11 protein-coding genes are annotated in these 13674 nt (G+C 64.9%); 4 read left to right on the plus strand and 7 right to left on the minus strand.

What is annotated here, in order from left to right; translation table 11 throughout:
- Positions 1–42 precede the first annotated feature (42 nt).
- The 5 genes from A9W99_RS03955 to A9W99_RS03975 all read right to left on the minus strand — a co-directional run bounded on the left by A9W99_RS03955 (position 43) and on the right by A9W99_RS03975 (position 5703).
- The gene (locus A9W99_RS03955) at positions 43–915 is read right to left on the minus strand and encodes a Ku protein (RefSeq protein WP_067373767.1); all 873 of its coding nucleotides are present in this window, start codon (positions 913–915) and stop codon (positions 43–45) included.
- An 88-nt stretch (positions 916–1003) separates the two neighbouring features.
- Positions 1004–1870 carry a carbohydrate kinase gene (locus A9W99_RS03960; RefSeq protein WP_067373770.1) on the minus strand — a complete coding sequence of 289 codons (867 nt, stop codon included), beginning with the start codon at positions 1868–1870 and terminating at the stop codon, positions 1004–1006.
- Entirely contained in the window at positions 1867–3273 is a 1407-nt protein-coding gene (locus A9W99_RS03965) for a mannitol dehydrogenase family protein (protein WP_067373773.1), read from the minus strand. The genes A9W99_RS03960 and A9W99_RS03965 overlap by 4 nt, the downstream gene beginning before the upstream one ends.
- 43 nt (positions 3274–3316) lie before the next feature.
- A complete protein-coding gene (locus A9W99_RS03970) occupies positions 3317–4168 on the minus strand; it encodes an HAD family phosphatase (protein ID WP_067373776.1) in 852 nt (283 codons plus the stop codon).
- Positions 4165–5703, minus strand: coding sequence for a mannitol dehydrogenase family protein (locus A9W99_RS03975; RefSeq protein ID WP_067373914.1), 1539 nt, complete (start codon positions 5701–5703; stop codon positions 4165–4167). The genes A9W99_RS03970 and A9W99_RS03975 overlap by 4 nt, the downstream gene beginning before the upstream one ends.
- Before the next feature lie 258 nt (positions 5704–5961).
- On the opposite strand from A9W99_RS03975, the gene A9W99_RS03980 reads away from it, so the two are divergent.
- The 3 genes from A9W99_RS03980 to A9W99_RS03990 all read left to right on the plus strand — a co-directional run bounded on the left by A9W99_RS03980 (position 5962) and on the right by A9W99_RS03990 (position 10813).
- Entirely contained in the window at positions 5962–6525 is a 564-nt protein-coding gene (locus tag A9W99_RS03980; protein ID WP_067373779.1) for a VOC family protein, read from the plus strand.
- 62 nt (positions 6526–6587) lie between these two features.
- Positions 6588–8879 (plus strand): ATP-dependent DNA ligase, encoded by a 2292-nt coding sequence (locus tag A9W99_RS03985; protein ID WP_067373782.1) that lies wholly within the window; start codon positions 6588–6590, stop codon positions 8877–8879.
- Entirely contained in the window at positions 8876–10813 is a 1938-nt protein-coding gene (locus A9W99_RS03990) for a fumarylacetoacetate hydrolase family protein (protein WP_067373785.1), read from the plus strand. The genes A9W99_RS03985 and A9W99_RS03990 overlap by 4 nt, the downstream gene beginning before the upstream one ends.
- Positions 10814–10884: 71 nt before the next feature.
- Here A9W99_RS03990 and A9W99_RS03995 read toward each other — a convergent pair whose 3' ends face one another.
- Positions 10885–11799 carry a class I SAM-dependent methyltransferase gene (locus A9W99_RS03995; protein WP_067373788.1) on the minus strand — a complete coding sequence of 305 codons (915 nt, stop codon included), beginning with the start codon at positions 11797–11799 and terminating at the stop codon, positions 10885–10887.
- Positions 11800–11881: 82 nt separating this feature from the next.
- Here A9W99_RS03995 and A9W99_RS04000 point away from each other — a divergent pair, with 82 nt between their 5' ends.
- Complete coding sequence (locus tag A9W99_RS04000) at positions 11882–12688, plus strand: enoyl-CoA hydratase/isomerase family protein (protein WP_067373791.1); 807 nt, start codon at positions 11882–11884, stop codon at positions 12686–12688.
- Between the two features lie 81 nt (positions 12689–12769).
- Here the strand turns inward: A9W99_RS04000 and A9W99_RS04005 are convergent, their stop codons facing one another.
- The gene (locus tag A9W99_RS04005; RefSeq protein WP_067373917.1) at positions 12770–13639 is read right to left on the minus strand and encodes a TIGR03619 family F420-dependent LLM class oxidoreductase; all 870 of its coding nucleotides are present in this window, start codon (positions 13637–13639) and stop codon (positions 12770–12772) included.
- Positions 13640–13674: the final 35 nt, after the last annotated feature.

Consider the following 13674-nt stretch of genomic DNA (forward strand, 5'->3'; position numbering starts at 1 on the left):
TCGGCAGCACGATGAGCATAACGTGAATCGAGGCCGCATTGGTCAGGACTTCGACGCCTGTTTCGCCCGGCTCTTCTTGGCCGGCGCTTTTTTCGCGGCTGTCTTTTTCGCCGGTTTGTTGGAGCCCGAGCGGGCTTTGACGCTGGCTTCCAGCTTCGCGAGCAGGTCGGAGACGTCTTCGGCCTCGTCCAGTTCTGTCGGTTTCTCCTCGGCGGTAAAAGCTTCCCCGCCTTCAAGTTTCGCGTCGACTAGTTCTTGGAGCTGCTCTTGATAGGTGTCGTGGTAGCGGTCGGGGTTGAAGTCGTCGGCCATCGACTCCACCACCTGCCCGGCCATCTTGAGTTCTGCGGGCTTGATATCGACCTTCTTGTCCAGCACCGGGAAATCGGGGTCGCGGATTTCGTCGGGCCACAACAAGGTGTGCACCACCATCACGTCGCGCTTGCCGAAATCCTTGACGCGCAAGGCCGCCAGCCGGGTCTTGTTGCGCAGCGTGAAGTGCACTATCGCCATGCGGTCGCTCTCGGCGAGCGTCTTGGCCAGCAGCACATACGATTTGGACGACTTCGAATCGGGCTCCAGGAAATAACTGCGGTCGAACAGCATCGGGTCGACCTCGCTGGCCGGGACGAATTCCAGCACCTCGATTTCGCGGCTGCGCTCCTCGGGCAACGTGGCGATGTCGTCGTCGGTGATCACCACCATGCGCCCGTCGGGGGACTCATAGGCGCGGGCGAGGTCGCTGTATTCGACGACTTCGCCACACACCTCGCACACCCGCTTGTATCGGATGCGCCCGTTGTCCTTGGCGTGCACCTGGTGGAACTTGATGTCATGGTCCTCGGTGGCGCTGTACACCTTGACTGGGACGTTTACCAGCCCGAAGGCGATCGAACCCTTCCAGATGGAGCGCATGGTGCCAGTATGCCCACGTAGTGCCGAGCAGACGCAAAAGCGCCCATTTCGGTACGAAATTGGGTACTTTTGCGTCTGCTCGCGCTAGCTAAGCCCCGGCCCGGGAGACGGTCAGCGCCGCCGCCAGACTCGCCGCCTCAAGGGCCGCGGTCAGCGCCTCCAGTCCGATCCCGCGTAGCGCCGCGCGCCGCTTGCCACCCAGTAGGCCCTGTTCCCAAAGCCTGTCGAGCAGACCGACCATGAACGCGTCGCCGGCGCCGACGGTGTCCACCACCTGCACCGGCCGCGCGGCCACCCGGGCCTGGCCGCCCGCGCAGAACGCCACCGACCCCTGACCGCCCAGGGTGAGCGCGACAATCGCAGGCCCTGAGGCCAGCCAGGTCTGCGCAGTGACCTCGGGCGGCCGGTTGGGATGGAGCCAGCTCAGGTCCTCGGCGCTGGCCTTGACCACGTCGCAGCGCTCGACGAGGTGCTCGATTCGTTCCCGGGCCAGATCCCGGTCGACGATCAGCGACGGACGCACGTTGGGGTCGAAGGTGAGGGTGGCCGAGACGCGGTAGGCGTCGAGCAGCGCCGCGACGGCCAGGCAGCCCGGCTCGCGCACCGCGGCGATGGATCCCGTGTGCACGAAAAGCGGCGGGGCGACCGGTGGTATCCCGGACAGCTCCCAGTCCAAGTCGAACGCATAACTGGCCGATCCGTCTTCGGTCAGTGTCGCGGTGGCCCGGGGGGTCCGCGAGGCCGAGATGCTGCTTGGAAGAAGTTGTGCGCCAGCAGATTTCACGTATTCGACGATACGGCGGCCGGCGTCGTCGTCGGCGATGTGGGTCAGCAGGTCGACTCCGCGGCCCACCCGGGCCAACCCGACGGCGACATTCAACGGGCTGCCGCCGACGTGGTCTTGGCCGCCGACAGTGTCGATCAGCGCTTCGCCGATCACCAGTCCGCGAGTCATGGCACCTCCCCGTGCAGCAACACTTCCAGGGTTGCCCGCGCCCCGCGGGTGTGCAACGAATCCAGCGCCCAGAGGTACGCCGCCACGAAGCGTGGCTGCTGCGCCAGATCCCCGAACACCGCGGTGATCTCGATGAACGCGATGGGATGCTCGTGCTGCGATCGGGCGATCGGCACCAGCGAGTCTGCGAGCTGGTCCACCACTTCGATCGGCTCGCCCCGCTCGTCGACGCCCTCGGCGTAGCGGGCCCAGCTGGCCACCGTCGCTGCCGCCAAGCGAACCGGCCCGTCGCCGGCAAGATTGTCGTGGATCACCGGGAGCAGCCACTTGGGGATGCGGTCCGACGAGTAGGCGCAAAGCCGCGCCACGGTGTCACGCACTCCGGGGTTGGCGAAACGCTCGACGAGCGTGCGGCTGTAGTCATGCAGGTCGATGCCGGGCACCGGCGCCAGCGTCGGGATGGCCTCGAAATCGAAATAGGCGAGCAGGAATTCGGCGAACAACGGGTCGCGCGCTGCGTCGTGGACGAACAGGAAGCCGCACAGCTGCGCGAAGTAGCACAGGCACTGGTGTCCCGCGTTGAGCAGCCGCAGCTTCATCAACTCGTACGGGCGGACATCGTCGACCAGCAGCACGCCGGCCCGTTCCAACGGCGGTCTGCCGTCCGCGAAGTCGTCTTCGACGACCCAGGCGGCGAACGGCTCGGTGAGCACCGGCCACCGGTCGGCTATTGCGAAGTCACGCCGTATCTCCGCGGCTATCTCCGGTGTCGTGGCCGGGGTGATTCGGTCCACCATCGAACTCGGGAACCGGGCGTTTTCCGCTATCCATTCGGCGAGACCGGGATGCCGACGTTCGGCATGCGCGAGGACGACCCGCCGCGCGACCTCACCATTGCTCTCGATGTTGTCGCAGGACAGAATCGTCGGTGCGGTAATCCCGCGGCTGCGACGCCTGGCCAGAGCCTCGCTGATCAACTCGAACGCGGGCCCGTCGGGGTCGCGGTAGCCGCCCTCGGTGATAGTCAACGAAACGATGCGGGTAGTTGCCGCGGCCAGCAACTCGATGGCTGCCTCCGGATCGTCTGGCGCGTAGCGGTAGTCGATGATCGAGCCGATCACTTGTGCGTCTCGGCTTCCGTCAGGGTTCTCCGAAATCAGCGTGTAGAGCCCGTCTTGGTCACGCAGCACGTCGCGCATTGGCCAGTCGGCCGGCAACACCCCCACCCCGCAGATGCCCCACTCGCGCGCCAGGCCCTGCCGCAGCAATCGGTCGATGTACATCGCCTGATGGGCGCGGTGAAAGTGACCGGTTCCGATATGCGCGATACCGACGCGGATGCCGCCGCGGTCGTAGTCAGGCGTTGCGATCGTCATCTTGGTCAGCGCTGCGTTGTCCGGCATCGTGGCACCTTTCGACGGTACGACGTCTGCCAAGTTCGGCGGCCTACCGGAGCGGGGAACCTGTTGTGAGCGACAACATCAGGACGTCAGCGAGAGCGCGCCACGAGTCGGTGATGGCGACCGCGCCGGCGTCGATCAATTCTGCACGGCGGCAAGCTCGTTCGTCAGGTAGCACGAACATCAGGTTCCCGACGGTGGCGTAGCCGGCTGCGACCGCGGACGTCACGCCGGCCACGGAGTCTTCGATGGCCAGCCCTTGTTCGGCTGCGACGCCGAGGACCTGGCCGCAGTGCAGATACACCGCCGGGTCGGGTTTGCTCGTCGGTACCGGAAGAGAATCCTCCGCGCTGAAGGTCACCGACTCCGGTAGCAGCGAGTCGAGACCGGTGGCGCTGAAGCAGGCGTGCAGACGCTTGGTGGCGCTGGAGCTGACGGCCGCGAGTGCGTAGTGGGTTGCCAGGTCTCTCAACGGTTCCAGTACCTGCGGATCGGGTGTCAGCGTGACGGCCAGATGAGCGGTGACTTGCTCGCGTTCTTCGCGGACCCACTGCTCGAGTTCGTCGGCGCACAACGCGTTGCCGCTCACCACTTCGCCGGCCGCGGCGACCACCGCTGCGGGACGGCCCTGGGCCAGTGTCTGATCGAGCGGGACTTCGCATTGCACCGCCAAGTCGAGCGCCGTGGTACGGAAGTTCTTCCCGACGGCCCGCTTACGCAGCTCTTCCGGGCTGAGCGGAGCCGTCACGCCGAACCTGGCCAGGAAACGATTCGTCACCTCGGTCGACGCGTCGAACGCCGGCCGCTCCGACGGAAACAGGTTGTCATCTGCGTCGCAGAGCAAGGTGGTGATCGGCGCGGGGTCGAATGGCCGGACGAACGTGATGGGCTGGCTCATTGCAGCACCAGCTCCCGCGCATCGTCCCGCAACGCTCGGCGCAGTGTGGGTATCACGCCGTGCTCATCGATGCCTGCAATCATGGCGCCCAAGCGTTCTGTGAAGCCAGGAATCAGACGGAGGTCGGCGAGGATTTCATGCCGCAGCAACGGACGAGGGTTGTTGCCTCCCATGGTCGCCAACTTGGTGAGCAGTCCTGATTCCGGGTCCTCCACATGGATCGGGCCACCGTCGAGGTCGTAGCCGCGCAGGTACCGGACCCAACCCGCCAGAGCCAACATCAGCAGCGTGTGCGGTCTGTCCTGCGCGATCGCCTCGTGCAGGGACGGCAGCAGAAACGACGCCATCTTCGTCGATCCCCGGCGAGCCAAGCGCGACAACTGGTCACTCAACCGGGGATTGCCGAGCCGAGTGAGCAACGTGTTGCGATAACTCGGTGTGTTCATCCCGGGCACCGCCGGGAGCAAGGGTTGAATCTCGTCGCGCATGAGCTGCTCGACGTAATCGAAGATGACCGGGTCACTCATCGCCTCGTCGGTGCGCTGATAGCCGGCCAGCGTGGCCAGACACCCGATCGCAATATGTGTTCCGTTGAGCAGACGGGTCTTCACCAGCTTGTGGTCGCTGACGTCGGTCACGAACTGGACGCCCACCTCGTGCAGCGGCGGGCGATCATCGCTGAAGGTGTCCTCGATGACCCATTGGCAATACGGTTCGGTCAGCACCGGCAATTTGTCGGCGATGCCGAACGTGTGCTCGACAAATTGGCGTTCGGAAGTCGAAGTCCGCGGGGTGATGCGGTCGACCATGGTCGACGGGAACGCCACATTGGTGTCGATCCAGCGGGCAAGGCCGGGATCTCGTAGAGCCGCGAACGACACCAGCGCAGTTCGCGCCGCCTGGGTGTTGTCCGGAATGTTGTCGCAGCAGAGCACCGTAAACGGGGCAGTGCCGGCGCGACGACGCCGTTCGAGTGCCTCGGCGAGATATGCCCACGCGGTGGCAAAGCTGTCCGACGCCACAAGATCGGCACGCACGTCGGGGTTGTCGGCATCAAATTCGCGGGTGACCGGATCCAGGAAGTACCCGTTGTCGGTAATCGTCAAGCTGACGACGCGGGTTTGCGGGTCAGCCAAAGCCGCACGCACCGCGTCGTTGTCGTTGGGTGCGTAGTGGTAGGAGCCGATCGAGCCGACGACACGGGCCGTTTGGCGGTCATGGGCGCGTTGTACGACAGTGTAAAGCCCATCTTGGGCCGACAGCAGATCCTTTACGTCGCGGGACCGCAGGCTGACGCCGGTGACTCCCCATTGCTGGGAAATGCCCGAGCGGGCAAGGTCATCAAAGTACACGGCCTGGTGCGCACGGTGAAAGTTGCCCGCTCCGATGTGAACAACACCAGGCTGCAGAGCCGACCTGTCATAGGTTGGCACGTCTATCCGTGGCGAATGCAGGGGTAATGTGGCGTCGCTCAGCGGAACCCCACTGCTGCAGCCCTCGGCGACGACACTGGTCAAGTGGTTGGCGTAGCGCATCGGTCGCCGAACATACCCACCGTGAAGGTCGTCGCAAAGCGAGCACGGCACCGTGGCGCCCGGCATTGCCTGCGTCAGCAGCCGTTTAGCCGAGGTGGTGACATACGCCACATCGAAGGCGGCGCTCGCGTGAGGTCGCCTGATATGAGGGGACCTGAGGGCCGTTCCAAGCGGGCTGATTGTCTGATTTGCATGCTGGTTTCGTTCGTCGGGTGTGACACTTGACTACCGAAGCCCGTTCGCTGCGAAGGAGGGCTCGTGAGTGCAAACAAGAGGCTGGCCCACATCGTTCTGCAGACCGGCCAGCTGCCCGCGATGCGCGACTGGTACTTGAAGGTCCTGGATGCTCACGTTGTGTACGACGACGGATTCATGTCACTGATGACGTTCGACGACGAACACCATCGACTCGGCATAGTGCAGCTGCCGGGTGCTGCCGCACGAAACCCGCTGACGGTGGGGCTGGCGCATTCCGCGTATACGTTCGAAAACCTTGAGCAGCTGCTCGGCAAGTACGAAGACTTGAAAGAACAAGGCATCGAACCCCACGTGCCGGTACAGCATGGACCGACGACGTCGCTCTACTACTGCGATCCCGATGGGAACAAGGTGGAGCTGCAGATCGACAACTTCGCAACGCCGGACGAGGCCAGCGAATACATCGGCGGCGAGCAGTTTCAAACCGATCCGATCGGGCCGACATTCGATCCACAGGCGATGTTGGTCGCGCTGCGCGAAGGGACGCCGCAAGCCGAACTCGTCACCAGAGAGTGGGCACTGACCAACCCACAATGCGATGTGCGAGCGCTGTTGGCGACTTGAGCTCGTGCGTCTGACGCCGTGGCAGACGGTCAACAACCTAGTCGACGAAGTACGTTGACAGCATGGGTACACCGGTTTCCAAGGCGCCGGGACCCCGGGTGAAGTTGACCAACGCCGACAAGGTGCTCTATCCCGCCACCGGTACCACCAAAGCTGAAGTTTTCGAGTACTACACCAGCATCGCCGAGGTCATGGTCTCGCACATCGCGCGGCGTCCGGCAACCCGCAAGCGCTGGCCCAACGGTGTCGAAGAGGGCTCGTTCTTCGAAAAGCAGCTGGCGTCGTCGGCGCCGGAATGGCTGCCCCGCGCCAGCGTGACGCACCGGTCGGGAACCACGACCTATCCGATCATCGAAAGCGCTAACGGGCTGGCCTGGATAGCGCAGCAGGCGGCCCTCGAGGTGCACGTGCCGCAGTGGCGGTTCATCGCCGAGTGGACCCGGAAAGGCGAACAGTTAACCCCCGGCCCGGCAACACGATTGGTGTTCGACCTGGACCCCGGCGAGGGCGTGACGATGGCGCAGCTGGCAGAGGTGGCCCGCGCCGTCCGCGAGCTGATCACCGACATCGGGCTGACCACCTTCCCGCTCACCAGTGGCAGCAAGGGGCTGCACCTTTACGCGCCGCTGGATGAGCCGGTGAGCAGCAGGGGGGCTTCCGTCCTGGCCAAACGCGTTGCGCAACAACTGGAAAAGACGATGCCCAAGCTGGTGACGTCGACGATGACCAAGAGCCTGCGCGCCGGGAAGGTGTTCCTGGACTGGAGCCAGAACAACGCCGCGAAAACCACCATCGCGCCCTACTCGCTGCGTGGCCGCGAACACCCGACGGTCGCGGCGCCGCGCAGCTGGGACGAGCTCGACGACCCCGACTCGCTGCACCAGCTGCGCTACGACGAAGTGCTTGCCAGGGTTGCGCGCAACGGCGATCTGCTGGCGGCGCTGGACGCTGATATGCGCGGCGCGGATCGGCTGTCCAAGTACCGCAGCATGCGTGACGCGTCCAAGACACCCGAACCGGTGCCAGCGTCCAAACCCGTTACCGGCCACAACAATACGTTCGTCATCCAGGAGCATCACGCTCGTCGGCTGCACTACGACTTCCGGCTGGAAAGAGACGGGGTCCTGGTGTCGTGGGCGGTGCCGAAGAACCTGCCCGAGACGACGTCGGTCAACCATCTGGCGGTGCACACCGAGGATCATCCGTTGGAATACGGCACTTTCGAGGGCAACATCCCCAAGGGGGAGTACGGCGCCGGCAAGGTGATCATCTGGGACGCCGGAACCTACGACACCGAGAAGTTCAACGACTCCGGCGAAAAAGGAGAGGTCATTGTCAACCTGCATGGCAACCGGATCTCCGGACGCTATGCCCTGATTCAAACCAACGGTGACCAGTGGCTGGCGCACCGGATGAAAGACCAGAAGTTCTTCGACTTCGACTCGCTGGCGCCGATGTTCGCGACGCACGGTTCGGTGGCCAACTTGAAGGCGAGCGTGTGGGCCTTCGAGGGCAAGTGGGACGGTTATCGCTTGCTCGTCGACGCCGACCATGGCAATGTGCGGCTGAGGTCGCGCAGCGGACGCGACGTCACCAAGGAGTATCCCCAATTACGTTCGCTGGCCGATGATTTCGCTGAGCACCATGTGGTGATCGACGGTGAGCTGGTTGCGCTCGGCAAGTCCGGCGTGCCCAGCTTCAACGAAATGCAGAACCGAGTGCGCGCCACCCGAATCGAGTTCTGGGCGTTCGACTTGCTCTACCTTGACGGTCGCTCGCTACTGCGGGCCCGCTACTCCGACCGCCGCAAGCTGCTCCAAACGCTCTCCAGCGCAAGCGATCTCATTGTTCCCGAGTTGCTACCCGGAAATGGCGCCGAAGCACTCGAGTACTCCCGCAAGCACGGCTGGGAAGGCGTCGTCGCCAAGCGGCGCGACTCCACGTACCAGCCGGGCCGGCGTTCGGCGTCGTGGATCAAGGACAAACACTGGAACACCCAGGAGGTCGTCATCGGCGGCTGGCGCGCGGGCGAAGGCGGGCGCAGCAGCGGCATCGGGGCGCTGCTTGTCGGCATCCCCGGCGGCGGCGGCCTGCGGTTCGCCGGGCGGGTCGGCACCGGCTTCACCGAGCGCGACTTGGCGAACCTCAAGGCCACCTTGGCGCCGCTGCACACCGACAAATCCCCGTTCGACGCTCCGCTTCCCCCACCCGACGCCAAACGAGTCACCTTCGTCGAGCCGGTCCTGGTCGGGGAGGTGCGCTACAGCGAATGGACCCCGGACAACCGTCTGCGCCAACCGAGTTGGCGGGGCCTGCGACCGGACAAGAAACCGAGTGAGGTGATACGCGAATGAAATGGGTGACGTATCAAGGCCCGGATGGCAGCGAACGGACCGGAGTGTTATCCGGCGACGTGATTCACCCAGCGCCGCCCGGCGTGACGTTGCTGGAGCTGGTCGGCCGTGGCGCCGGCGGGCTGCGCGAAGCCGGTGAGCATGCGCTGGGTTCCGAGCCGATTGCCCTGGCCGAGGTGCGGTTGCGCGCCCCGATCCCACGCCCACCGTCGATCCGGGACTCGCTGTGTTTCTTGGACCACATGCGCAACTGTCAGGCCGCACTCGGTGCCGGACGGGTACTGGCCGATACCTGGTACCGCATCCCCGCCTTCTACTTCGCCTGTCCGGCAACCGTGCTCGGTCCCTACGACGACGCACCGATGGCCCCCGGAAGTGCTTGGCAGGACTTCGAATTGGAGATTGCCGCCGTCATCGGAACAAGCGGCAAGGACCTCACGGTGCAGGAAGCCGAACGCGCCATCATCGGCTACATGATCTTCAACGACTGGTCCGCCCGCGACCTGCAGCAGCTGGAGGGCCAGCTGGCCATCGGGCAGGCCAAGGGCAAGGACAGCGGCGTCACGTTGGGCCCGTATCTGGTCACACCGGATGAGCTCGAGCCCTACCGTCGTGACGGCAAGCTCGACCTTCAGGTGAGCGCCCTGGTGAACGGGACCGTGATCGGTTCGGGATCCACCGCGCAGATGGACTGGAGCTTCGGCGAAGTCATCTCCTACGCTTCGCGCGGGGTGACGCTGGTGCCCGGCGACGTCGTCGGATCCGGGACGGTGCCCACCTGCACGCTCGTTGAGCACCTGAGTCTTGCTGCGCTGGAATCGTTCCCGGGCTGGCTACACGACCGCGACGTCGTCACCCTGCGGGTAGAAGGACTGGGGGAGACCCGGCAAACCGTTCGGGCCAGTCGTCCACCGCACCCGCTGGCGCCGCGGCCCAACCCGGACGCGCCGCCAGTCGCCGCCCGGGTCAATCGCGCGCCCGCACGAGTGCCCTACACTCGCGGCCTGCACGAGGTCGGCGATCGAGTGTGGGCGTGGACGCTGCCGGATGGCGGCTACGGCTGGAGCAACGCCGGGCTGGTCGCGGGCGACGGCGCTGCGCTGCTTGTCGACACGCTTTTCGACCTGGCGCTGACCCGCGAGATGCTCACCGCGATGAAGCCGATCACCGAGCAGGCACCCATCACCGACGCGCTGATCACCCACTCCAATGGAGACCACACGCACGGCAATCAGCTGCTGGGCCCGTCGGTGCGGATTATTGCCGCCGAGGGTACGGCCGAAGAAATCGCGCATGGCATGCCGGCCGAGATGCTGGCCATGACGCAGACAGCCAACCTCGGTCCCGTCGCCACCCCGTATGCGCGGGAACGATTCGGGCATTTCGATTTCAGCGGCATCAAGGTGCGCAATGCCGATTTCACCTTCGAGCGTGAGCTCACCGTGGAGGTTGGCGATCGGCAGATCAACCTGCTGAACCTGGGTCCGGCACACACCGCGGCGGACTCGGTGGTGCACGTGCCCGACGCCGGTGTGCTGTTCGGCGGGGATCTGCTGTTCATCGGGTGTACGCCCATCGTGTGGGCTGGTCCGATCGCGAACTGGATCGCGGCCTGCGACACCATGATTGCGCTGGATGCGCCGACGGTGGTGCCCGGCCACGGTCCGATCACCGATCCGGACGGAATCCGCGCGGTCCGAGGCTATCTCGCGCACGTGTCCGACCAGGCCGAGGCCGCATATCGTAAGGGCCTGTCGTGGTTCGAGGCCGCCGACACCATCGACCTCGGCGACTATGCGACCTGGCTGGATGCGGAGCGAGTCGTCGTGAACGTCTACCAGCGCTACCGCGAACTCGACCCTAATGTTCCGCAGTTGGAGGTAATGGCGTTGCTGACGATGCAGGCGGACTGGCTGGCCAAGCGCAGTTCGTAAAGCGCTGACCGCGAAAGTGCAAGTAGCAACACATTTCCCGAGAAGGGCCGTTGCCAGTTGCACTCTCGCGACTAGGTTTTCTCGGCTCGCACGAAGCGGATGGTGGCGGCGGCGCTCTGACGGTCAGCCTCGTCCAACCGCGGCAAGCCCGCGGCGTCGAAGAGGTCGGGCAGCCCGCACCTAGTCACCTGCCAGCCGCGGGATTCCAGGTGCGCGGCGACGTCAGTGTGTTCACCGGGATAGGTAAGTCCGGAGATGTCGAGCTCCAGCCCCTGCGCTCGCCAGCCGTCGGCCATCAGCTGCGCCTGTTCACCCGCTTCCGGCGTGCCCGGGTTCAGTGATCCGTAGTCCGCAGAGAACCGGCTGCCGACCGCGCTCAGCGCAATCACGTTGTCCAGCAATCGAACTTCGGCCTCGGGCGGCAGGAAGCCGATCAGCACTCCCTCGGCCAGCCACGCGGTGGGCTCGCTCACCTCGAACCCGGCCCCGCGTAGCGCGGCCGGCCAGTCGTCACGAAGATCGATGCCCACCGGGCGGTACTCGGCGCCGAGCCCGCTCAGCGTCGAGGTTTTGAACTCGATCACCTCGGGCTGGTCGATTTCGTATACCGTCGTGCCCGTCGGCCAGGAAAGTCGGTAGGCGCGCGAGTCCAGGCCGGCCGCGACGATCACGACCTGCCGGATGCCCGCGGTCCCGCTTACGCAAGCCTCGGCGAAGTAGTCGTCGTAATAGCGAGCCCGGGCCGCGAATGTGTCTGTTACCCGCGGAAATCCAAGCCCACGCTCGAAATCCTCGAAATCCATTTCACCGCCGGCCACCTTGGTGAACACGTCCAGTCCGACCGCGCGCACTAGCGGCTCGGCGAACTGGTCGGTGATGACCGGCTGCGGGCGCCGGGTCGCGGCCGCCCGGGCCGCTGCGACCATGGTGGCCGTGGCACCCACGCTGTTGGCCAGGTCCCAGGTGTCGTCTTCGGTTCGTGCCATTTGCGAATTCTCCTCCTATGTTGCGCGCCCAAACCACCGTAGGGCGCGTCCCTGAACATCGGCTGTGCCCTACGGTGCGGGTATGGCTGCTGTCGAACTTGGAACTCTCGAGGATGAAATCGCCCTGATCACCCTGAACCGGCCGAGGCGCCTGAACGCCATCGACGGGTCGCTGATCGACGCGATGGACGATTGCCTGGACGCGCTCGGGTCCGGCGAATACCGGGTCGCAATCCTGACCGGCGCCGGACGCGGATTCTGCGCCGGCGCAGACCTGAGCGGCACCGGCGAGGCCTGGACCAAACCGAAGCCAACCAGCCCGCCGTTCAAGGCCAGTTATGACGCTCAGGTTCGCTTGGCGGAACAGTACATTCGGCTCTACGAGCTACCCATCCCAGTTATCGCCGCGGTGAACGGGGTGGCCGTCGGTGGTGGGCTGGCCTTCGCGTTGCACTGCGACATCCGGATTGCATCCGAGAGCGCTCGGTTCGGGTCGGTGTTCATCAAGGCGGGGTTCTCGTCGATGGACATGGGCACTAGTTATCTGCTGCCGAAGATCGTCGGCGCCGGGGTGGCGCGCGAACTCATGCTGACCGGTCGCATCATCGACGCCGACGAGGCCTACCGCATCAAGTTGGTGCACGAAGTGGTGGCGCCGGATCATCTGATCACCGCCTCTGTGAACATGGCGCGGTCGATTGCGGAGAACAACGCTTTCGGGGTGTGGCAGACCAAGATTGGCCTCAACACCGCACTGGACGCACCCAGTTTGCGGCATGCGATCGAGATCGAGAACCGCACCCAGATGCTTACCGGCTTCACCAACAATCCGGCCGAAGCCGCCAAGGCCCATCAAGAGAAGCGGCCCCCGAAATGGGATTCTCTCTAGTGGCGAACAGACGCAAAATCACCTCTGACACGGCGTGTCGAGGTGCTTTTGCGTCTGCTCGCGCAACTAAGGCGATCGCCGCTAGACCTTCGAGATCACTTTTTCGGCGAACCGTTCCAGGTGCCGGATCTTTTTCTCCAGCGGCTCGGTGTCGGGCCCGTTGATGTACGGATACCGGAAGCCCACGATGGCGTCGGTGACGCCTTTGTCTTCGAGCCGTTTGATGCCGTCCACCGTATAGGCGTCCATCGAGATGACGTGGATCTCGAATGGTCCGGTCTTGCCCTCTTCTTCGCGGTACTTCTTGACCTTCGCGATCAGCCTGTCGAGCTCCTCGGCGTCGCCACCACCGCCGTGCATCCAACCGTCCAACCGCGCTGCCCGCCGCAGCGCAGCATCGGCATGGCCGCCGACCAGAATCGGGATCGGCGCGGTGGGAGCCGGGCTCATCTTCGTCTTCGGGATGTCGTAGAACTCACCGTGAAATTCGAAGTAGTCCCCGGTGGTCAAGCCCTGCACGATGGCAATGCACTCGTCCATCCGCTTGCCGCGCTTCTCGAACGGGATGCCCAGCAGTTCGTAATCCTCCGGCCACGGGCTGGTGCCCACGCCGAGTCCCAACCGATTGCCGGTCAGCGCGGCGAGTGAGCTCGCCTGCTTGGCGGTCAGCGCCGGATGCCGGACCGGGAGCTTGAGGACGAAGAAATTGAACCGCAGCTTCGTCGTCACCGCGCCCAGTGCCGCGGCCAGCACAAAGGCCTCGATGATCTCCTTGCCGTCCAAGAACTCCCGGCTGCCGTCGGGCGTGTACGGGTATTTGGAGTCGGACTCGAAGGGGTAGGCCAGGCTGTCGGCGATCGTCATGCTGTGGTAGCCGGCCTCGTCCGCCGCCTTGGCCAGCGGAATGTAGAACGACGGGTCTGTCAGTGACTCCGCAAAGCTGAACCGCACGACACGCACCTTCCGTCAGCGGGCAATAACAGAAC

This window comes from Mycobacterium sp. 1164966.3, from assembly GCF_001665395.1.
Classification (GTDB): domain Bacteria; phylum Actinomycetota; class Actinomycetes; order Mycobacteriales; family Mycobacteriaceae; genus Mycobacterium.

Excerpts from the sequence above, each read along its gene's own strand:
- A9W99_RS03955 (WP_067373767.1), bottom strand. The coding sequence starts at position 915 with ATGCGCTCCATCTGGAAGGGTTCGATCGCCTTCGGGCTGGTAAACGTC.
- A9W99_RS03960 (WP_067373770.1), bottom strand. The coding sequence starts at position 1,870 with ATGACTCGCGGACTGGTGATCGGCGAAGCGCTGATCGACACTGTCGGC.
- A9W99_RS03965 (WP_067373773.1), bottom strand. The coding sequence starts at position 3,273 with ATGCCGGACAACGCAGCGCTGACCAAGATGACGATCGCAACGCCTGAC.
- A9W99_RS03970 (WP_067373776.1), bottom strand. The coding sequence starts at position 4,168 with ATGAGCCAGCCCATCACGTTCGTCCGGCCATTCGACCCCGCGCCGATC.
- A9W99_RS03975 (WP_067373914.1), bottom strand. The coding sequence starts at position 5,703 with ATGCGCTACGCCAACCACTTGACCAGTGTCGTCGCCGAGGGCTGCAGC.
- A9W99_RS03985 (WP_067373782.1), top strand. The coding sequence starts at position 6,588 with ATGGGTACACCGGTTTCCAAGGCGCCGGGACCCCGGGTGAAGTTGACC.
- A9W99_RS03990 (WP_067373785.1), top strand. The coding sequence starts at position 8,876 with ATGAAATGGGTGACGTATCAAGGCCCGGATGGCAGCGAACGGACCGGA.
- A9W99_RS03995 (WP_067373788.1), bottom strand. The coding sequence starts at position 11,799 with ATGGCACGAACCGAAGACGACACCTGGGACCTGGCCAACAGCGTGGGT.
- A9W99_RS04000 (WP_067373791.1), top strand. The coding sequence starts at position 11,882 with ATGGCTGCTGTCGAACTTGGAACTCTCGAGGATGAAATCGCCCTGATC.